Source organism: Geodermatophilus aquaeductus, assembly GCF_900182545.1.
GTDB lineage: Bacteria > Actinomycetota > Actinomycetes > Mycobacteriales > Geodermatophilaceae > Geodermatophilus > Geodermatophilus aquaeductus.
On record NZ_FXTJ01000004.1, the window covers coordinates 70,914 to 90,435 of the forward strand.

Sequence of the window (19,522 nt, forward strand, 5' to 3'; positions counted from 1 at the left end):
TGCGGGCGCCGTCCCCAGGCCGGGGACGGCGCCCGCGGCGGTCCACGGCCCGCAACTAGGCTCGTCGCCGTGCTCGCCTGGCCTGCCCCGCTCCTGCCGACCCTCCCGGGCCCCGGCCTGGTCCTGCGGCTGTTCGACACCGCGCGCGGCCAGGTCGTGGACACCGAGCCGGGGCCGGTGGCCCGCATGTACGTCTGCGGGATCACCCCCTACGACGCCACCCACCTCGGCCACGCCGCCACCTATCTGGCCTTCGACCTGGTCAACCGGCTGTGGCGCGACGCGGGGCACCCCGTCCACTACGTGCAGAACGTGACCGACATCGACGACCCGCTGCTCGAGCGGGCCGAGCGCGACGGCGAGGACTGGGTCGTGCTCGCCATGCGGGAGACCGCGCTGTTCCGCGAGGACATGACCGCGCTGCGGGTGCTGCCGCCCGAGGACTACGTGGGCGCCGTCGCGGCCATCCCGCGGATCGTGGCGCACGTGGAGACGCTGCTCGACGAGGGCCTGGCCTACGTCCTCGACGACGGCACCGACGACGTCTACCACGACGTGTCGCAGGCGCCCGGCTTCGGCGAGGAGTCCGGCTACGACGAGGCGACGATGCTGGCGCTGTCGGCCGAGCGCGGCGGCGACCCCGACCGCCCGGGCAAGCGCAACCGCCTGGACCCGCTGCTGTGGCGCGGCCGCCGCGAGGGCGAGCCGTCCTGGCCCGGGCCGCGCGGCATCGAGGGCCGGCCGGGCTGGCACATCGAGTGCGCCGCCATCGCGCTGGACACCATCGGCATGGGCTTCGACGTGCAGGGCGGCGGCAGCGACCTGGTCTTCCCGCACCACGAGTACTCCGCCGTCCACGCCGAGGCGCTGACCGCCACGAAGCCCTTCGCGCAGGCCTACGTGCACGCGGCGATGATCGGCCTCGACGGCGAGAAGATGAGCAAGAGCCGCGGCAACCTGGTGTTCGTCTCCAAGCTGCGCGGGGAGGGCGTCGACCCGATGGCCATCCGGCTGGCGCTGCTGTCGGGCCACTACCGCACCGACCGCGCCTGGACGCCGGACCTGCTCACCACCGCCGAGGAGCGGCTGGCCACCTGGCGGCGCGCCGTGGCACACGACGCCGGCGCCCCGGCCGCGCCGGTGCTGGCCGCGCTGCGCGAGCGGCTGTCCGACGACCTGGACAGCCCGGGCGCGATCGCCGCCGTCGACGCGTGGGCCGCGGCGACGCTCGCCGGCGACGGGGAGGCCGAGGACGGCGCGCCCGCCGTGGTCGCCGACGCCGTCGACGCGCTCCTGGGCGTCGGCCTCCAGGAGGCCTGATGGCCGGTGGCGGGGGGTTCCGCTCCACCGACCGCGCCGCCCGCGAACGGGAGGAGGACGCGCTCGCCCCGGCCGCCACGCGCGCGGCGGCCACCCGCGGCCGCGCCGTCGACGAGCCCGAGGACGCGCTGCGCACCGCCTTCGAGCGCGACCGCGACCGGATCCTGCACGCCAAGGCCTTCCGCCGGCTCAAGCACAAGACGCAGGTCTTCCTCAACCCCGACGGCGACCACTTCGTCACCCGGCTGACCCACACGCTGCAGGTCACCCAGGTGGCCCGCGCCATCGCCCGCGCGCTCGGGCTCAACGAGACGCTGGCCGAGGCGATCGCGCTCGGGCACGACGTCGGCCACTCGCCGTTCGGCCACATCGGCGAGGACGCCTTCGCCCCCTACGTGCCCGGCGGCTGGCACCACGCGGCGCAGGGCGTGCGGATCGTCGAGGTGCTCGAGCACCTCAACCTCACCTGGGAGGTGCGCGACGGCATCCGCGCGCACAGCTGGAAGATCACGCCGCCGCCGGCCACGCGCGAGGGGGAGTGCGTCCGCTACGCCGACCGGATCGCCTACCTCTCGCACGACGCGCTCGACGCCGTCCGCGCCGGGGTGCTGCAGGTCGGCGACCTGCCGGTCGGTGCGCGGGAGGTGTTCGGCGAGCCGGGCAGCGCGATGGTGGGGGCGATGATCGACGCCGTCGTGCGGGGCTCGCTGGCCGACGGCGGAGCGGTGGTGATGGCGCCCGAGCCGCTGGCCGCGATGCACGAGCTGCGGGCGTTCATGTTCCAGCGGGTCTACATGTCCGAGACCGCCGCGGGGCAGAAGCAGCTCGCCGTCGACGTCATCCGCCGGCTGGTCGACCACCACCTCGAGCACCCCGGGCTGATCCCCGCCACCTACCGCGACACCGCCGCCGACCCGGTCACCCAGGTGGTCGACCACGTCTCGGGCATGACCGACCGGTTCGCGCTGGCCACCCACGACCGGCTCTTCGGGGACGACGCCGCCGCCCGCATGGCCCCGCTGCTGCGCCGGGGCTGACCCGTCTCCTGGGGTGTTCCCCGTCCTCGTGGGGTCCTGCAGAGCCCCACCGGGACGAGCAACACCCCAGGGGCGCCGCGACTCGACCGTTATCCCCAACTCGGCCGCGCGGATCCACGCCCGCCGCCGGAGCGGAGGGCGGGGAACGGCTCAGCTGGGGGAGGAGCCCCGGCGGCGGAGGTAGCGCTCGAACTCGCGGGCGATCTGGTCGCCGTTGGCCTGGGACAGGTCGCTCTCGGTGGCCCGCTCCTCGAGCGAGCGCACGTACTCGACGACCTCGGCGTCCTCCTGGGCCATCTCGTCGACGGTCTTGACCCACTCGTCGGCCTGCTGGGGGAGCGCGCCGAGCGGCACGGTCAGCTCCAGCACCTCCTCGACGCGCTGCAGCAGTGCCACGGTGGCCCGCGGCGAGGGCGGCTGGGAGACGTAGTGCGGTACCGCGGCCCAGAAGCTGACCGCCGGGAGGCCGGCCTGCACGCAGGCGTCCTGGAAGACGCCGAGGATCCCGGTCGGGCCCTCGTAGCGGGAGGTCTCCAGGCCCCACGCCTGCGCGGACTCGACGTCGTAGGCCGTGCCGGACACGGGGGTGGGCCGGGTGTGCGGGGTGTCGGCGAGCAGGGCACCGAGCGCGACGACGGTCTGGACGTCGAGCTCCTGGCACAGCTCGATGAGCTCCTGGCAGAACCCGCGCCAGCGCATGTTGGGCTCGATGCCGCGGATCAGGACGACGTCGCGGTCGCTGTCCGGCGGGCGGGCGACGGAGATGCGGGTGGTGGGCCACTCGATGCGCCGGCTGACCCCGCCGACGAGGGAGACGGTGGGCCGGTTGACCTGGAAGTCGTAGTAGTCCTCGGGGTCGAGCGCCGCCAGGGGCGTGGCGTCCCAGATGAGCTCGAGGTGCTCGAGCGCCCCGGTGGCGGCGTCCCCGGCGTCGTTCCAGCCCTCGAAGGCGACCACCGCCACCGGCTGGTTCAGCTGGGGCAGGTCCTCGGGAGCGGACTTCGGGTCGATCACCCCTGCGAGCCTACGTCGGTCGAGCGCCCCACCAGGGTGGTGCGGGATGCGAGGATGGCGCAGCCGTGGAAATGCGGCCGGGTCCGCGGTCGCTGCTGGTGCTACGCGCACCTCCGCCCACCGACCCCTGAGGACGCCCGTGACCGACGCCCCGCAGCTCCGTCCCGACGCCACCGCGGAGCTCACCGCCCTGCTCGAGCAGCGCATCCTCGTGCTCGACGGCGCCATGGGGACGGCCATCCAGCGCGACCGCCCGAGCGAGGCCGGCTACCGCGGTGAGCGCTTCGCCGACTGGCCGTCCGACGTCCAGGGCAACAACGACCTGCTGGTGCTCACCCAGCCGGAGCTCGTCGCCGGCATCCACCGCGAGTACCTCGACGCCGGCGCCGACGTCATCGAGACCAACACCTTCAACGCCAACGCCGTCTCGCTGGCCGACTACGGCATGAGCTCGCTCGCCCGCGAGATCAACGTGGCCGCCGCCCGGCTCGCCCGCCGCGAGGCCGACGCGATGACCGCCCGCACGCCGCACCGGCCGCGCTACGTCGCCGGTGCCCTGGGCCCGACCACCCGCACGGCGTCGATCTCACCCGACGTCAACGACCCCGGCGCCCGCAATGTCACGTGGCCGGAGCTGGTGGACGCCTACGTCGAGCAGGCCGGCGGCCTGGTCGACGGCGGCGCCGACCTGCTGCTCGTGGAGACGATCTTCGACACGCTCAACGCCAAGGCGGCGGTCTTCGCCTTGGAGACGCTCTTCGAGCAGCGCGGCCGGCGCTGGCCGGTGATGATCTCGGGCACGATCACCGACGCCTCGGGCCGCACGCTGTCGGGCCAGACCACCGAGGCGTTCTGGAACTCCGTGCGCCACGTGCGGCCGCTGCTGGTCGGGCTCAACTGCGCGCTCGGCGCCAAGGAGCTGCGGCCCTACGTCGCCGAGCTCGCGCGGCTGGCCGACACCTTCGTCTCCGCCTATCCCAACGCAGGGCTGCCCAACGCCTTCGGCGAGTACGACGAGGCGCCCGAGGACACCGCCGCGGTGCTGCGCTCCTTCGCCGAGGACGGCTTCGTCAACATGGTCGGCGGCTGCTGCGGCACCACGCCGGCGCACATCGCCGCCGTCGCCGCGGCCGTCGGGGACCTGCCGCCGCGGACTCCGGTCGCGACGCGCCCCGCGATGCGGCTGTCGGGCCTGGAGGCCCTGAACGTCGACGCCGACTCGCTGTTCGTCAACGTCGGCGAGCGCACCAACATCACCGGCTCGGCCCGCTTCCGCCGGCTGATCCGCGACGGCGACTACCCGACGGCGCTGGCCGTGGCCCGCCAGCAGGTCGAGGCCGGCGCGCAGGCGATCGACATCAACATGGACGAGGGCATGATCGACGGCGTGGCGGCGATGACCCGCTTCACCCGCCTGGTCGCCGCCGAGCCCGACATCTGCCGCGTGCCGGTGATGGTCGACTCCTCCAAGTGGGAGGTTATCGAGGCCGGCCTGCAGCAGCTGCAGGGCAAGTCGATCGTCAACTCCATCTCGCTGAAGAACGGCGAGGCGGAGTTCGTCGAGCAGGCGCGGCTGTGCCGCAAGTACGGCGCGGCCGTCGTCGTCATGGCCTTCGACGAGGACGGGCAGGCCGACACCCTCGAGCGCCGGCAGCGGATCTGTCGCCGCGCCTACGACATCCTGGTCGACCAGGTCGGCTTCCCCGCCGAGGACGTGATCTTCGACCCCAACGTCTTCGCCGTCGCCACCGGCATCGAGGAGCACGCCCGCTACGGCCTGGACTTCATCGAGGCCACCCGCTGGATCAAGGAGAACCTGCCCGGCGCGCTGGTCTCCGGCGGCGTCTCCAACGTCTCGTTCTCCTTCCGCGGCAACAACCCGGTGCGCGAGGCCATCCACGCGGTGTTCCTCTTCCACGCCATCGCCGCCGGCATGGACATGGGCATCGTCAACGCCGGCGCCCTGGAGGTGTACGAGGAGGTCCCGCGGGAGCTGCGCGACCGCATCGAGGACGTCGTCCTCGCCCGCCGCCCCGACGCCACCGAGCGGCTGCTGGAGATCGCCGGGGACTACGCCGGCGACGGCGCCGCCAAGGAGGCCGCCACCGAGGAGTGGCGCGCGCTGCCGGTGGGGGAGCGGATCACCCACGCGCTGGTCAAGGGCGTCGACGAGTTCGTCGAGGCCGACACCGAGGAGCTGCGCGCGGAGATCTCCGCCCGCGGTGGCCGGCCGATCGAGGTCATCGAGGGCCCGCTGATGGCCGGCATGAACGTCGTCGGCGACCTGTTCGGCGCCGGGAAGATGTTCCTGCCGCAGGTCGTGAAGTCCGCGCGGGTCATGAAGAAGGCCGTCGCCTACCTCATCCCCTTCATCGAGGCGGAGAAGCAGCCCGGTGACGCCGAGCGCACCAACGGCCGCGTCGTCATGGCCACCGTGAAGGGCGACGTCCACGACATCGGCAAGAACATCGTCGGCGTCGTCCTGCAGTGCAACAACTACGAGGTCGTCGACCTCGGCGTCATGGTGCCGGCGCAGAAGGTGCTCGACACCGCCAAGGAGATCGGCGCCGACGTCATTGGCCTGTCCGGGCTGATCACCCCGTCCCTGGACGAGATGGTCAACCTGGCGAGCGAGATGGAGCGGCAGGGCTTCGAGGTGCCGCTGCTGATCGGCGGGGCGACGACGTCGCGCGCGCACACCGCGGTCAAGGTGGCGCCGCGCTACCACGGCCCGGTGATCTGGGTGAAGGACGCCTCGCGGTCGGTGCCGGTCGTGGCCGCGCTGCTCAGCGACGAGCAGCGCCCCGGCCTGCTGTCGGCGACCGAGACCGAGTACGAGACGCTGCGCGAGCGGCACGCCGCCCGTCAGGACACCCGCACGCTCCTGCCGCTGGCCGCCGCCCGCGCCGCCGCGCCGGCCATCGACTGGTCGGACTACAGCCCGCCGCGGCCGCGGATGCTGGCGCAGCAGGCCCGCGACGTGTGCTCCGGCCCGGGCTGCGACCACCGGCACGGCGCGGTCGAGCACGTGCGGGTGTTCCGCGACTACCCCCTCGAGGAGCTGCGCGGCTACATCGACTGGCAGCCGTTCTTCACCGCGTGGGAGATGCGCGGCCGGTTCCCCGACATCCTGCACAACCCGGCCTCCGGCGAGGCGGCGCGGCGGCTCTACGCCGACGCGCAGGAGATGCTCGACCGGATCGTCGCCGAGCGCTGGCTGACCGCCAACGGCGTGCTCGGGCTGTTCCCCGCCGCCCGGGTCGACGGCGAGGACATCGAGGTCTACACCGACGAGTCGCGCACGCAGGTGCGGGCCGTGCTGCACCAGCTGCGGCAGCAGACCGAGGGCCGCGACGGCGCCCCGCGCAAGTCCCTCGCCGACTTCGTGGCGCCGAAGGAGACCGGGCTGCGCGACCACGTGGGCGCCTTCGCCGTCACCGCGGGGCTGGGCTCGGCCGAGCGGGTGGCCGCGTTCAAGGCCGACCACGACGACTACTCGGCGATCCTGCTCGAGGCGCTCGCCGACCGGCTGGCCGAGGCGTTCGCCGAGCGACTGCACGAGCGGGTGCGCCGGGAGTTCTGGGGCTACGCCGCCGACGAGCGGCTCGACGCCGACGCGCTCATCGCCGAGCGCTACCGCGGCATCCGCCCCGCCCCGGGCTACCCCGCCTGCCCCGAGCACACCGAGAAGCAGGCGATCTGGGACCTGCTCGACGTCGAGGCGGCCACCGGCCTGCAGCTCACCGAGTCGATGGCCATGTGGCCGGGCGCCGCGGTCAGCGGGCTGTACTTCTCCCACCCCGAGGCGCGCTACTTCAACCTGGGCCGGGTCGCGCGCGACCAGGTCGAGGACTACGCCCGCCGCAAGGGCTGGACGCTGCGCGAGGCCGAGCGCTGGCTGGCCCCCAACCTGGGCTACCGCACCGACGACGAGTGAAGGACCCGGGCACCGCGCCGTGTGCACACAGCGCGGTGCCCGCCGGCCCGGGAGCGCGATGCGTGCACGAACCGAGCGCGCGAGACGGTCCTCGCCGGGCTGCCGTCAGCGGTCGGGGACGGTGATCTTGTACTGGGCGATCTTGCGGTAGAGCGTGGCGCGGCCGATGCCGAGCTCCTCGGCGACGTGGGTCATCGTGGTGCCCGGCTCGGTCAGGCACCGCACGATCTCGTCGCGCTCGAGCCGCTCCAGGCGGGACAGCGCTCGGGTGCCGCCGTCGAGGACCTCGGGCGCGAGGTGGTGGACGTCGACGACGTCGGCGCGGGCGGCGGCCTCGCGCACCACGCGGCGCAGCTGGGCGACGTTGCCCGGCCAGCCGTAGCCGGTCAGTGCCCGGGCCGCGCGCGGGGTGAACGCGACCTCGCGGTGCCGCTCCTGGCGGGCGGTCCAGGCGGCCAGGGGCAGCACGTCGTCGGCGCGGTCGCGCAGCGGCGGGACCTCGACGACGGCGTCGACGAGCCGGGCGATCGGGTCGGGCAGCGCCGCGTACTCCGGCGCGGTGAGCACGAACGGCTGCGGCCGGCCGGTGCGCCGGACCGTGGCCAGCACCTGCGCCAGCTCCCCGGCGGCCCACGCGGGCAGGCGGTGCAGCCCGGAGACGATCACGCAGGTGTCGTCGGCGCGCAGCTCCGGCGTCCACAGCTCCAGCCACGGGGCGACGTCCCCGGCCTCGGGGGCGCGCGCGTGCAGCAGCCGCTGGCGGCCGGGCAGCCGCCGCCGGGCCAGCGCGGCCAGGGTGGCCTTGCCCGCCCCCTCCTCGCCGACGACGACGGTCACCCGGCCCCCGGAGACCGCGACCGCCGCCTGGTCGACCGCCGTGCGCCAGGCGGGCGCAACGCAGGGGTCGCCGTCGTCGGGCGCCAGTGACCCGCCGACCACCCGGAACACCTCGCCGCGCGGCGCCGGGCGCACGACCCGGCCACCGGTGCGCACCGCCATGAGCGCGCTGGTGGCGCTGGCCGCCGTCTGGGCCAGGCCCAGCAGCAGCTCGGAGGAGGAGTCCGACCAGGTGGTGAGGTTGATGCTGCCGGCCAGCTCGCCGGTGACCGGCTCGAGCACCGGCGCGGCCGCGCACGTGTAGCCGCGCAGGTCGGTGCACCAGTGGTCGGCGGCGCGCACCAGCGACGGCGCGCGGTCGGCCAGCGACAGCCCCAGGCCGTTGGTGCCGGCGTTGCGCTCGCTGTAGGAGAACCCGGGCGCCAGGTGCACGCGGTCGAGCGCGCGGTGGATGGACACGTCGTCGCCGAGGCGGGCGAGGACGAAACCGGCGTGGTCGGCGACCATCAGGCTCACCGGCTCGTTGGCGATCGTCGACTGCAGGTCGGTGAGCACCCGGTGCGCGCACTCGTAGAGCAGTGATCCGGTGTCCGGCGTGCCGGTGAACACGGGCACGACCTCGTCGGCCGGGACGCCGTAGCCCTGGCTGCGCCGCCACGAGGCGCGGACGCGCGGAGCGGCGCCCCGGGTGGCCGGAGCGGACGCGGGCAGCGGCTCCGGCCGGGGGACCAGTTCCTCCACGGTCGCCTCCCGGGTGTGGCCTGTGTCACGGCAATGTACGCGGCGGGGGAGGGCGGTCGGCGTCTCAAGGTGAGACACCGAGCGGGGTCCCGCCGGGCTCCCGCGGTCCTAGCGTCGGCCCGGAGAGGTGACCCGCCTCACACCGGAGCCGACGGAGGCCGACGGATGTACACCAAGGACGGCGAGCAGTACTACGTCGTGGACGCCCACATCGCCCTGTGGGACGCCCGCCCCGAGAACCAGCGCAACGTGCACGGCAAGCAGTTCATCGACTGCTTCTACGACTACCACCGCAACCTCAGCCCGGAGTCCGAGGTCTGGGACTACGAGGAGTACCTCTACCAGGGCGGCGAGCGGCTGATGCGCGACGTCTTCGCCGACGGGATCGTCGACCACGCGATCTTCCAGCCGGCGCGGCTCGCGGAGTTCTACCACCGCGGGTTCGGGCAGACCGAGGAGGCGTTCGCGCTCGCGCAGGCCCACCCGGACAAGCTGACCTACAACCACTACTGGGACCCGCGCGACGGCGAGAACGGCCTCGACGCGCTGCGCGCCGCCGCCGAGCGGATGCACCTGCAGGGCGTGAAGCTCTACACCGCCGACTGGCACGGGGAGTCCCGCGGCTGGAAGCTCACCGACCCGATGGCCTACCGCTACCTCGAGCTGTGCCGCGAGCTGGGCATCCGCAACATCCACATCCACAAGGGCCCCACCATCCGGCCGCTGGACCGTGACGCCTTCGACGTCGCCGACGTCGACCACGTGGCCACCGACTTCACCGACCTGACCTTCGTGGTGGAGCACTGCGGCCTGCCGCGGCTGGAGGACTTCTGCTGGATCGCCACCCAGGAGCCCAACGTGGTGGCCGGCCTGGCGGTCGCGATCCCGTTCATCCACACCCGGCCGCGCTACTTCGCCCAGATCATGGGCGAGCTCGTCTACTGGCTCGGCGAGGACCGGATCCTGTTCTCCAGCGACTACGCGCTCTGGACGCCGAAGTGGCTGGTCGAGCGGTTCGTGGACTTCCAGATCCCCGAGGACCTGACCGAGTACGCGCCGCTCACCACCGAGGTGAAGAAGAAGGTGCTCGGCCTCAACGCCGCCCGGCTCTACGGCCTCGACGTCCCGGAGCACCTGCGGCTGCCGGAGGCCGACGAGACGCAGACCGGCCCGCGCGAGCCGGCCGCGGCCGACCTGGCGGCCGTGTGATGACGGCGGTCCTCCCCGACCTCGCGCACGAGGTCCGCCGCGCCCTGGGCACCGTCGTCGACCCCGAGCTCGACGAGCCGGTCACCGACCTCGGCTTCGTCCGCTCGGTCGCCGTCGACGGCGGGGCGGTGGAGGTGCACCTGCGCCTGCCGACGTCGTTCTGCGCGCCCAACTTCGCCTGGCTGATGGTGTCCGACGCCCACGACGCGGTCGCCGCCGTCCCGGGAGTGCAGCGGGTGGTCGTCGAGCTCGACGACCACCACGACTCCGACCTCATCAACGCCGGCCTGGCCGCCGGCCTCGGCTACCGCGGCACCTTCGGCTCCGAGGCGGAGGACTCCCTCGACGAGCTGCGGGCCACCTTCACCCGCAAGGCGCACACCGCGGCGATGGAGCGGGCGCTCACCGCCCTGCTGCGCGCCGACCCGTCGGCCGACGTCCGGGAGGTCACCCTCGGCGACCTCCCGGACGACGCCGCCGCGGCGCTGCGGCGCCGGCGGTCCGCCGTCGGCCTCCCCGTCGACGACGGCGCGCCCGTGCTCGTCCGCGACGACGGCACCCGCCCCGGCCCGGACGACGCCGCGATGGTGCTGCGCCGCGCCCGGTCGGTGCGGATCTCCGTCGACGGCAACGCCCACTTCTGCCGCGGGCTGCTCACCACCCGCTATCCCGGGTCGGAGGCCGACCAGGTGCCCCGCCCCGACGACCGTCCCGTCCTGCCCCTGGAGGTCCTGCCATGAAGGCCGTGCGCGTGCACGCCTACCACTCCGACCCGACGATCGACGACATCCCGGAACCGGAGATCCGGGGTCCCCTCGACGTCGTGGTGAAGATCGGCGGTGCCGGCGTCTGCCGGACCGACCTGCACATCCTCGAGGGCCAGTGGGCCGAGCTGCAGAACCCGGACCTGCCCTACGTGATCGGGCACGAGAACGCCGGATGGGTGCACGCCGTCGGGGAGGGCGTCACCAACGTCGCCGTCGGCGACACGGTGATCCTGCACCCGCAGCCCAGCTGCGGCCTGTGCACGGCGTGCCGTGCCGGCCGGGACATGCAGTGCGAGAACGCCTTCTTCCCCGGGCTCTCCAACGACGACGGCGGCATGGCGGAGTACCTGCGCACCACCGCCCGCGCCTGCGTCAAGCTCGACCCGTCGACCAACCCGGCCGACGTCGCGGCGCTGGCCGATGCCGGCATCACCGCCTACCACGCCGTGCGCAAGGCCCTGCCGCTGCTGCACCCGGGCACGACGGCGGTCGTGCAGGGGGCCGGCGGCCTCGGCCACATCGGCGTCCAGTGCCTGGCCGCGCTGTCGGGCACCCGGGTGGTCGTCGTCGACCGCAACCCCGAGGCGCTGGAGCTCGCCCGCCGGATCGGCGCGGACGAGACGGTCCTCGCCGACGGCGACCAGGTGCAGGCGGTGCAGGACCTGACCGGCGGCGGCGCGGACGTCGTCTTCGACTTCGTGGCCGAGCAGGGCGCGGAGATGGACGGCTGGCGCATGACCGGCCCGGCCGGCTCGCTCTACGTCATCGGCTACGGCGGCGAGCTGCGCATCCCGACGCTGGAGTTCGTGGCCGGGGAGAAGAACATCGTCGGCAACATCGTCGGCACCTACACCGACCTGGCCGAGCTGATGGTGCTCGCGCAGGCCGGGAAGGTCACCCTGCACACCCAGCAGTACCCGCTCGACCGGGCCGTGGACGCCATCCGCGACCTCGACGCCGGGAAGGTCCGGGGCCGCGCCATCCTCGTGCCGTGAGGCCGGGTGGGCGCCCCCGGCCTCACGGTCGGGGGCGCCTACCTCTCGGTGCCCACCTTCTCGATGTCCATCCGCTGCACCAGGTCGCCGCTGAACCGGTAGACGTGCCGGACGGTCTCCCGCGACAGGACCGCGCCCGACGGGTCGCGGACGGTCATGGCGACGGTGACGGCGACCGAGCCGTCCGGGCGCTCCTCGATCCCGGTCGGCCGCAGCAACGGGCGGATCTGCGCCCACTGGCGCTCCCAGTAGCCGCGGACCTCCTCGTGGCCGGAGACCCGCCCGCCCTCCCAGCCGTTGGGCCAGTCGACGTCCGGGGCCATGGCGGCCAGCACCGCGTCGAGGTCGCGGGCGGTGAACGCCCGGTACAGGGAGCGCAGCCGCTCGGCGCGGTCCGGTGCGGTCATGGGGCGGGTCCTCTCGCGACGACGGTCCGGTTCCCCGTCATCCTGGTGCCCCATCCGCCCGACAGGAGAGACCATGACGCTCGCCGCCCCGCGGCACCCCGCCACCGCCGCCGACGACGCCGCGCTGCGCGAGATCGAGCAGCGCGTGCTGTGGCTGGCCACGGCGGTCGTCGACCACGCCAACCGGGTGCGCCCCAACCCCAGCGGGCTCAAGGTCGGCGGCCACCAGGCCTCCAGCGCGTCGATGGTGACGATCATGACGGCGCTGTGGCTCGAGCAGCTGCGCGCCGACGACCGGGTGTCGGTGAAGCCGCACGCCTCGCCGGTCCTGCACGCGCTGGAGTTCCTGCTCGGCCAGCTCGACGCCTCCTGGCTGACCACGCTGCGGGAGTTCGGCGGGCTGCAGTCCTATCCCTCGCGGCTGAAGGACCCGGTGCCGGCGGACTACTCGACCGGGTCGGTCGGCATCGGCGCGACCGCCCCGATCTGGGGCGCGCTGGCCCGCCGCTACGTCAACACCCAGTTCGGCACCGGCGGAACGGGGCGGCAGTGGTCGCTGGTCGGCGACGCCGAGCTCGACGAGGGCGCCGTCTGGGAGGCCGTGCTCGACCCGATGGTCGCCGAGCTCGGTGAGGTGAACTGGATCGTCGACCTCAACCGCCAGTCGCTGGACCGCGTCGTCCCCACCATGGGCGCCACCCGGCTGCAGGGCATGTTCACCGCCGCCGGCTGGCAGGTGCTCACCGTCAAGTACGGCGCCCTGCTGGAGGAGCTGTTCACCCGGCCCGGCGGCGCGGAGCTGCGCGACCGCATCGACGGGATGGGCAACGCCGAGTACCAGCGGCTGCTGCGGCGCACGGCCGAGGAGGTCCGCCGCGAGCTGCCGGGGGAGGCGCCGGGTGCCGCGGCGATCGCCGGGCTGGTCGCCGGCGTGCCCGACGCCGAGCTGCTCGCCGCGGTGCGCAACCTCGGCGGCCACGACCTCGCCGCGCTGCGCGAGGCGTTCTCCCGGATCGACGACACCCGCCCCACCGTGGTGATCGCCTACACGCTCAAGGGCTACGGGCTGGCCACCGAGGGCCACCCGCAGAACCACTCCGCGCTGCTCACCGAGGCGCAGCTGCACGAGCTGGCCGCGCGCGTCGGCGTCGACCCCGCGCAGCCGTGGGCCGGCTTCCCGGCCGGCAGCCGGCCCGCGGAGCTGCTGGCCGCGGCCGCCGCGCGCCTCGCCCGCCCTCCGGCCGAGCCCGCCGCGCCACCGGCCGTGCCCGCCGACCTCGGCCGTACCCCGTCGGGCACCGCCACCACGCAGGCGGCGCTGGGGCGCACGCTGCTCGACCTCAACCGCGCCGCGCCCGAGGTGGGCCGGCGGGTGGTCACCGTCAGCCCCGACGTGTCCAGCTCGACCAACCTCGGCGGCTGGGTGAACAAGGTCGGCGTCTGGTCCCACGAGGACCGGCGCGACTGGTTCGCCGACGACGCCGAGACGATCCTGCACTGGCGCGAGCGGCCCTCCGGGCAGCACGTGGAGCTCGGCATCGCCGAGACCAACCTGGTCGGCGCCATCGGCGAGCTGGGCGCCACGTGGTCGCGGTGGGGCCAGCCGCTGCTGCCGATCGGGGTGCTCTACGACCCGTTCGTGGAGCGGGCGCTGGAGCCGTGGTCGTTCACGATCTACGCCGGCGGGCAGTCGCTGCTGGTGGGGACGCCGTCGGGCGTGACGCTGGCGCCCGAGGGCGGGGCGCACCAGTCGATCACCACGCCGTCGATCGGGCTGGAGCAGCCCGGCTGCCTGTCCTACGAGCCGGCGTTCGCCCTCGACACCGAGTGGGTGCTGCTCGCCGCGCTCGGCCAGATGGGCCGCCCCGGCGGGCAGTCGGCCTACGTGCGGCTGTCCACCCGGCCGGTCGACCAGGCGCTGGCCGCCGTCCCCGCCGACCCGGCCGCCCGCGAGCGGCGCCGTCGCCAGGTGGTGGCCGGCGCCTATCCGCTGCGCCGGGTGCCGCGCCCGGCGGTCACCCTCGCGGCGATGGGCGCGCTCGTCCCGGAGGCGCTGGCCGCCGCCGAGCGGCTCGACGGGCTCGGGTTCCCCGCCGACGTCGTCGTCGTGACCAGCCCCGGGCTGCTGTTCCGGGCGGTGCAGGCCCGCCGCGGTCTCGACGAGGCCGCGGCGTGGGTGCTCGACGCCGCGCTGCCCGCCGACCGCGCGACGCCGCTGGTCACCGTCCTCGACGGTCACCCGCACACGCTGGCCTTCCTCGCCGGCGTCCGCGGGGTGCCAGCCACACACCTCGGCGTCACCCGCTTCGGGCAGTCCGGCGACCTCGACAGCGTGTACCGGTACCACGGTCTCGACGTCGACTCGCTGGTCGGCGCGGCGCTCGACCTCGTCGACTGACCCCGCCCGCCGGCCCCACCCGCACCCCGCCCGCCACCCTCGGCGTGTGGTGCCCGACCTCACCCTGCAGCGCGGGGTCGGGCACCGCACGGCGCGGACGGTCGCGGACCCGGCCGTCCCGGAATCCCACTCGACATGACGACCTGACGACCGGGGTGCCGCGCGCAGCGGCGGGGTGCCCGTGTGGGAGCGTTCTCCCCGTGATCGGACACGAGGACCTCACCGTGCGGACGCTGGGGCCCTGCCGCATCGACTCGCCCCTGGCCGATCGGCTGGCCGCCCGCGAGACGACGCAGCACTCGGTGGTGGAGGACGACCGCATCCTCTTCGACGACACGATCTCGATGGCCGGTGTGCGCGGCGTCCCGGTCGAGCAGCTGCCCAGCCTCGAGCCCGGCGGCCCGCGCCAGCGCATCTACTTCGACCCGGCCAAGACGCGGGTCGGCATCGTCACCTGCGGCGGGCTGTGCCCCGGCCTCAACGACGTCATCCGCGGCCTGGTGCTGGAGCTGTGCCGGCACTACGGGGTCCGCCGGATCGTCGGGTTCCGCAACGGCTACCGCGGCTTCATCCCGCACTACGGCGAGGACGTCGTCGACCTCTCGCCCGAGGTCGTGCAGCACATCGACGACGAGGGCGGCACCATCCTCGGCACCTCCCGCGGGATGCAGGACCCCGAGGAGATCGTCGACGCCCTGGAGCGGCTGGCGATCAACATCCTGTTCGTCATCGGCGGCGACGGGTCGATCCGCGGCGCGATGGAGGTCGTGCGGGTCATCGGCGAGCGCGGCCTGAAGATCGCCGTCGTCGGGGTCCCGAAGACGATCGACAACGACATCCCCTACATCGACCAGAGCTTCGGCTTCCAGACGGCGATGTCGGAGGCGACCAAGTCCATCCACGCCGCCAGCGTCGAGGCCCGCTCGGCCCCCGGCGGCGTGGGCCTGGTCAAGCTCATGGGCCGGCACTCGGGGTTCATCGCCTGCTACTCGACGCTGGCCAAGGACGACGCCGACTACGTGCTCATCCCCGAGGTGCCCTTCGCGCTGCACGGCGAGCGCGGCTTCCTCGAGCACCTGCGCCGCCGGGTCGAGGACCGCGGCCACGCCGTCGTGGTGGTGGCGGAGGGTGCCGGGCAGGAGCACATCGAGGAGCACGAGCCCGGCCGCGACGCCTCGGGCAACGTCCGCCTCGGCGACATCGGCCGGCTGCTGCGCCGGCTGATCACCGAGCACCTCGACGACGCTAAGGTCGAGAACAACGTCCGCTACTTCGACCCGAGCTACGCCATCCGCAGCGTGCCGGCCAACCCCTACGACAGCGCGTACTGCCTGCGGCTGGCGCACGCGGCGGTGCACGCGGCGATGGCCGGGCGCACCGAGGTGATCGTGGCGCGCCGGCGCCGGCGGTTCGTGCACATCCCGATGGCGCTGGCGGTCAGCCGCCGCAACCACGTCGACCCGCTGGGCGACCTGTGGATGTCGGTGCTCGAGGCGACCGGTCAGCCCGTCCGCTTCGAGTAGGCGGCCGGGACGGCGTCGTGTTCCTGCGCATCTGGAGCTACGACGTCGCCCCGGGCGCGGTGGACCGCTTCGCCGTCGCCTACGGGCCGGACGGGGACTGGGCGCGGCTGTTCGCCCGGTCCCCGGGCTTCCTCGGCACGGAGCTGTACCGCGACGCGGGCGGGGGAGCCCGCTTCGTCACGGTCGACCGCTGGCGTGACGAGGCGGACTGGACGGCGTTCCTCGCGCGGGAGGCCGGGGCGTACCGCGCGCTCGACGCCCGGTTCGCCGCCCTGTCCGGGACGCAGGCGCTCCTGCTCGAGGGGACGACGCCGGGCGGGTGAGCGCCGCGGTCAGTGCTTCTTGTCGGCCGTGGCGGTCAGGCGCTCCATCTGCGAGCGGTCGTCGACCTTGGCCTTGTGTTCCTTGCGCTTCTCCTTGAGGGTCTTGCCGGACTTCTTCGACATCGAGTGGCGCGGGGACTTGTCGGCCATGGAGGGCTCCTCCGTCGGGCCGGCCGGTCGGCCGGCGGGGTGCCCGGGGCCGGCGGGCGCCGCCCCGGGACCGGTGTGACCGGGGGTCAGGGGGCGGGCTGCCCGCGGTCGGGATCGAGCCCGGGACGGTCGAGCCCGGACAGCAGGACGGTCGGCTCGTCGCCGTTGGCGCGGTCGGTGGCCGCGGCGAAGGCGCGCTGGGCGTCGGCCTCGGAGGTGTCCGGCGGCACGACGAGCAGGTCCAGCCGGCCGCGCCGGAGGTCGCCGGTGAGGTTGAGCAGTTGCGGGTCCAGGTGGCGGAACCAGCCGAGGCGGACGGTGCGGTCGCCGACCCGCAGCCGGCGGGGCGCCGCGGCCCAGGAGTCGGGGTTGAACGCCACCCGGGTGGCCCGGATCCCGCGGCGGCCCAGCTCCTCGAGCAGCGGGGCCAGCTCGGCGTTCAGGTCCCTCGTCCGGGGCCACCAGGCGCCGTCGAGGGTGGTGCGGGCCGACACCGGGTCGATGAGCTCGAGCCGGACCGCCCCCGGACGGACCGTGGGGGCCTGCGCGTCCCCGGCGTCGCCGGAGGACCGGCGGGTCACGCGGATGGTGGTCACGACCGGCTCGCGGTCGTGCGGGGGGAGGACGCGTGCGGGGTGAGTCCCATGGCTGGGACCGCCGATCTCCCTCCGGGAGCGGAGGGGCTGGGCGCCGCAGTGGCGCCGTGGGCCGAACCTACACCCGCCGGCCGCCCGGACCGCCGCCGTCGGAGGGGCGGGGGGACGGCCGGCGGGCGCAGTCACCTCATCGGGGTGGCGCACCGGGGCGGTGTCTGTCCGACCCTGCCCCCGGTGGGGTCGCGGAACGACGACCGCGGGGGACGCTGCGAGTGGAGGAGAGCGGGATGCCCAGGTTCTTGCGACGAGCGGCGGTGCTGGGGGCCACGGCCCACGTGGCGGCGAAACGGGGTGAGCGGAGAGCCGCGGAGGAGGCGCCGGTCCAGGAGGCGCCGCCGCCGCCTGTCCCCGCGGCCGCGCCGGCTCCTCCCGAGGACCGCTACGGCGACCTGGTGAAGCTCAAGGAGCTGCTGGACTCGGGCGTGCTGACGCAGGCGGAGTTCGACGCGGAGAAGCAGCGGGTCCTCGCGTCCTGACGGCTCGCCGCCGGGGGCCGCCGGGCGCTCGACGAGCTCCGCCTCCCGGGTCGGCTCCCGGAGGAGGGACAGGGTGGTGCCGTGGACGGCGCAGTCGGCCGGAGCCCGCAGCGCGCCCCGGAGAGCTACACCTGGCCGCTGCTGACGGTCGTGCTGGTCATCCTGGCGCAGGTGCTCATCCCGCCCGGGCTCCGCGTCGGGCCGCCGCTGGTCGTGCCGGTGGTCGAGGGGATCGCGCTGCTGGTGCTGCTGGGGATCGCGGCCCGGCCCGGTCCGGTCCCGCGCAGCGCCCGGTCGCTCGTGCTCGTCCTGTTCGGGATCCTGGCGGTCGCGAACGCCGTCGCCGCCGTGCGGCTCGTGAGCCTCGTGCTCGAGAACGGCGACGTCGACGGCGAGGCACTCACCGTGCAGCGACTGATGGTCGCAGGGGTCCTGGTCCTGGTCGTCAACGTGGTCACGTTCGCGCTGCTCTACTGGCAGCTGGACGGCGGGGGACCGGCCGGCCGGCTCGCGGAGCCTGCGCCCTTCCCCGACTTCCAGTTCCCGCAGACCCAGACGACGGGCCTGGCGGCACCGGGCTGGCGCCCGCACTTCGGGGACCACCTCTACCTGGCGTTCACCAACCTGGTCGCCTTCAGCCCGACCGACACGCTGCCGCTGACCCTGCGGGTCAAGGCGCTGATGGCGCTGCAGTCGCTGATCTCCCTGGGCGTCCTCGTGGTGGTCCTCGCCCGGGTGGTCAACATCCTGCCCGCCTGAGTGCGCCGTGTCCGGTGCGCCAGCCGGGCACCACGATCGGCCGGGCGCGTGCCGCGTCCCCGGCACCGTCGGACGGAGGTCGGCCCGTGGGAGACGTCGCCCCGGCGGTGCTGCCCCTGGCGGTCGTCGTGGCGGTGTCCCCGCTCCCGGTCCTCGCCGTCGTCGCGATGCTGCTGACGCCGCGGGCGGGCGTGACCGGCCCGGGGTTCCTCGCCGGGTGGGTCGCCGGCATCGCGGGGGTCACCGGCCTGTTCGCCGTGCTGGCCGGCGACCGCGCGCCGGGCGGTGCCGGCGACTCCTCCGCGGCGTCGTGGACCGAGCTGGCACTCGGCGTGCTGCTGCTCGCGCTGGCCGCGCGCGGGTACCGGACGCGGCCGGGGCCCGGGACGGCGCGGCGCCCGCCGGCGTGGCTGGCGGCGGTCGACCGGTTCACCGCGGTGCGGGCCGGTGTCCTCGGCCTGGTGGTGTCCGCGGCGAACCCGAAGGTCCTGCTCGTGTGCGTCGCCGCGGGCCTGGCCATCGCCGACGGCGGTGCCCCCGGCGCCCAGGACGCCTGGTCCGTGACCGTCTTCACGGCGGCCGCCGCCAGCACGGTCGCGGTGCCGGTGCTCGTCCACTCGGTGGGGCGCCGGCGGATGGCCGGGCCGCTGGAGGCGCTGCGCGGCTGGCTGGTCGCGCACGGCACGGCGGTGACGGTCGGACTGCTGCTCCTGCTCGGCGTCGTCCTCGTCGGTCAGGGGCTGGGCGGCCTGATCTGACGACGACCGGCGGTCACCGGCGCTGGGCGGCGAGCCGGCACTCGAGCAGGCCGTTGAGCCGGGATTCGGCGTCCTCCGCGGCACGGGCGGAGTCGTCGTCGCGGGACCGGGTGCTCACCGCCCGGGCGAGCCGGAGCGCGGCGAGGGCGGCGGAGATGGACCGGTCGAGGGTCGGGAAGTCGGGGAGTGTCCGAGACGGCGCGGTCATGGTCAGG

The 19,522-nt window shown here is 74.6% G+C and carries 18 protein-coding genes; 12 read left to right on the forward strand and 6 right to left on the reverse strand.

Translation table 11 applies throughout. The features are described 5' to 3' along the window. Positions 1–69 precede the first annotated feature (69 nt). Positions 70–1,320 (forward strand): cysteine--1-D-myo-inosityl 2-amino-2-deoxy-alpha-D-glucopyranoside ligase, encoded by a 1,251-nt coding sequence (gene mshC / locus FN207_RS11665; protein ID WP_142458685.1) that lies wholly within the window; start codon positions 70–72, stop codon positions 1,318–1,320. Then, positions 1,320–2,357: an HD domain-containing protein gene (locus tag FN207_RS11670; protein WP_142458686.1), complete on the forward strand. Its 1,038-nt coding sequence runs from the start codon at positions 1,320–1,322 to the stop codon at positions 2,355–2,357. The genes mshC and FN207_RS11670 overlap by 1 nt, the downstream gene beginning before the upstream one ends. A gap of 150 nt (positions 2,358–2,507) precedes the next feature. Here FN207_RS11670 and FN207_RS11675 read toward each other — a convergent pair whose 3' ends face one another. Further along, positions 2,508–3,371: a PAC2 family protein gene (locus FN207_RS11675; RefSeq protein ID WP_142458687.1), complete on the reverse strand. Its 864-nt coding sequence runs from the start codon at positions 3,369–3,371 to the stop codon at positions 2,508–2,510. A 139-nt stretch (positions 3,372–3,510) separates the two neighbouring features. Here FN207_RS11675 and metH point away from each other — a divergent pair, with 139 nt between their 5' ends. Next, positions 3,511–7,308 carry a methionine synthase gene (gene metH / locus FN207_RS11680; RefSeq protein ID WP_246065996.1) on the forward strand — a complete coding sequence of 1,266 codons (3,798 nt, stop codon included), beginning with the start codon at positions 3,511–3,513 and terminating at the stop codon, positions 7,306–7,308. Positions 7,309–7,413: 105 nt separating this feature from the next. Here the strand turns inward: metH and FN207_RS11685 are convergent, their stop codons facing one another. After that, positions 7,414–8,886 (reverse strand): AAA-type ATPase lid domain-containing protein, encoded by a 1,473-nt coding sequence (locus FN207_RS11685; protein WP_221888156.1) that lies wholly within the window; start codon positions 8,884–8,886, stop codon positions 7,414–7,416. 165 nt (positions 8,887–9,051) lie between these two features. Between FN207_RS11685 and FN207_RS11690 the strand changes: the two genes are divergently transcribed. Genes FN207_RS11690 through FN207_RS11700 form a run of 3 tightly spaced genes read left to right on the forward strand, consistent with a single transcriptional unit; the run spans position 9,052 to position 11,857 of the window. Beyond that, a complete protein-coding gene (locus FN207_RS11690; protein WP_142458689.1) occupies positions 9,052–10,095 on the forward strand; it encodes an amidohydrolase family protein in 1,044 nt (347 codons plus the stop codon). After that, a complete protein-coding gene (locus tag FN207_RS11695; protein WP_142458690.1) occupies positions 10,095–10,835 on the forward strand; it encodes a metal-sulfur cluster assembly factor in 741 nt (246 codons plus the stop codon). Before FN207_RS11690 ends, FN207_RS11695 begins: the two co-directional genes overlap by 1 nt. Next, entirely contained in the window at positions 10,832–11,857 is a 1,026-nt protein-coding gene (locus tag FN207_RS11700; protein ID WP_142458691.1) for an NAD(P)-dependent alcohol dehydrogenase, read from the forward strand. The genes FN207_RS11695 and FN207_RS11700 overlap by 4 nt, the downstream gene beginning before the upstream one ends. Positions 11,858–11,895: 38 nt before the next feature. Here FN207_RS11700 and FN207_RS11705 read toward each other — a convergent pair whose 3' ends face one another. Then, positions 11,896–12,264, reverse strand: coding sequence for a nuclear transport factor 2 family protein (locus tag FN207_RS11705; RefSeq protein ID WP_142458692.1), 369 nt, complete (start codon positions 12,262–12,264; stop codon positions 11,896–11,898). A gap of 73 nt (positions 12,265–12,337) precedes the next feature. Between FN207_RS11705 and FN207_RS11710 the strand changes: the two genes are divergently transcribed. From FN207_RS11710 to FN207_RS11720, 3 genes are all read left to right on the forward strand, one after another. Beyond that, positions 12,338–14,662, forward strand: coding sequence for a transketolase-like TK C-terminal-containing protein (locus tag FN207_RS11710; protein ID WP_142458693.1), 2,325 nt, complete (start codon positions 12,338–12,340; stop codon positions 14,660–14,662). Between the two features lie 200 nt (positions 14,663–14,862). Then, positions 14,863–16,185 (forward strand): ATP-dependent 6-phosphofructokinase, encoded by a 1,323-nt coding sequence (locus FN207_RS11715; protein ID WP_185938301.1) that lies wholly within the window; start codon positions 14,863–14,865, stop codon positions 16,183–16,185. 17 nt (positions 16,186–16,202) lie between these two features. Further along, positions 16,203–16,508, forward strand: coding sequence for an antibiotic biosynthesis monooxygenase family protein (locus FN207_RS11720; protein WP_185938302.1), 306 nt, complete (start codon positions 16,203–16,205; stop codon positions 16,506–16,508). Between the two features lie 9 nt (positions 16,509–16,517). Here FN207_RS11720 and FN207_RS26260 read toward each other — a convergent pair whose 3' ends face one another. Both FN207_RS26260 and FN207_RS11725 read right to left on the reverse strand, forming a co-directional pair. Then, complete coding sequence (locus tag FN207_RS26260) at positions 16,518–16,658, reverse strand: hypothetical protein (protein WP_185938303.1); 141 nt, start codon at positions 16,656–16,658, stop codon at positions 16,518–16,520. An 86-nt stretch (positions 16,659–16,744) separates the two neighbouring features. Beyond that, positions 16,745–17,254, reverse strand: a complete 510-nt coding sequence (locus tag FN207_RS11725; RefSeq protein WP_142458696.1) for a DUF5994 family protein — start codon at positions 17,252–17,254, stop codon at positions 16,745–16,747. A gap of 287 nt (positions 17,255–17,541) precedes the next feature. On the opposite strand from FN207_RS11725, the gene FN207_RS11730 reads away from it, so the two are divergent. The 3 genes from FN207_RS11730 (at position 17,542) to FN207_RS11740 (ending at position 19,307) form a co-directional block, all read left to right on the forward strand. Continuing rightward, positions 17,542–17,790 carry an SHOCT domain-containing protein gene (locus tag FN207_RS11730; RefSeq protein WP_142458697.1) on the forward strand — a complete coding sequence of 83 codons (249 nt, stop codon included), beginning with the start codon at positions 17,542–17,544 and terminating at the stop codon, positions 17,788–17,790. 81 nt (positions 17,791–17,871) lie between these two features. Beyond that, positions 17,872–18,549, forward strand: coding sequence for a hypothetical protein (locus FN207_RS11735; RefSeq protein WP_142458698.1), 678 nt, complete (start codon positions 17,872–17,874; stop codon positions 18,547–18,549). An 86-nt stretch (positions 18,550–18,635) separates the two neighbouring features. Beyond that, a complete protein-coding gene (locus FN207_RS11740) occupies positions 18,636–19,307 on the forward strand; it encodes a GAP family protein (RefSeq protein WP_142458699.1) in 672 nt (223 codons plus the stop codon). Between the two features lie 13 nt (positions 19,308–19,320). Here FN207_RS11740 and FN207_RS11745 read toward each other — a convergent pair whose 3' ends face one another. Continuing rightward, positions 19,321–19,515: a hypothetical protein gene (locus FN207_RS11745; protein WP_142458700.1), complete on the reverse strand. Its 195-nt coding sequence runs from the start codon at positions 19,513–19,515 to the stop codon at positions 19,321–19,323. Positions 19,516–19,522: the final 7 nt, after the last annotated feature.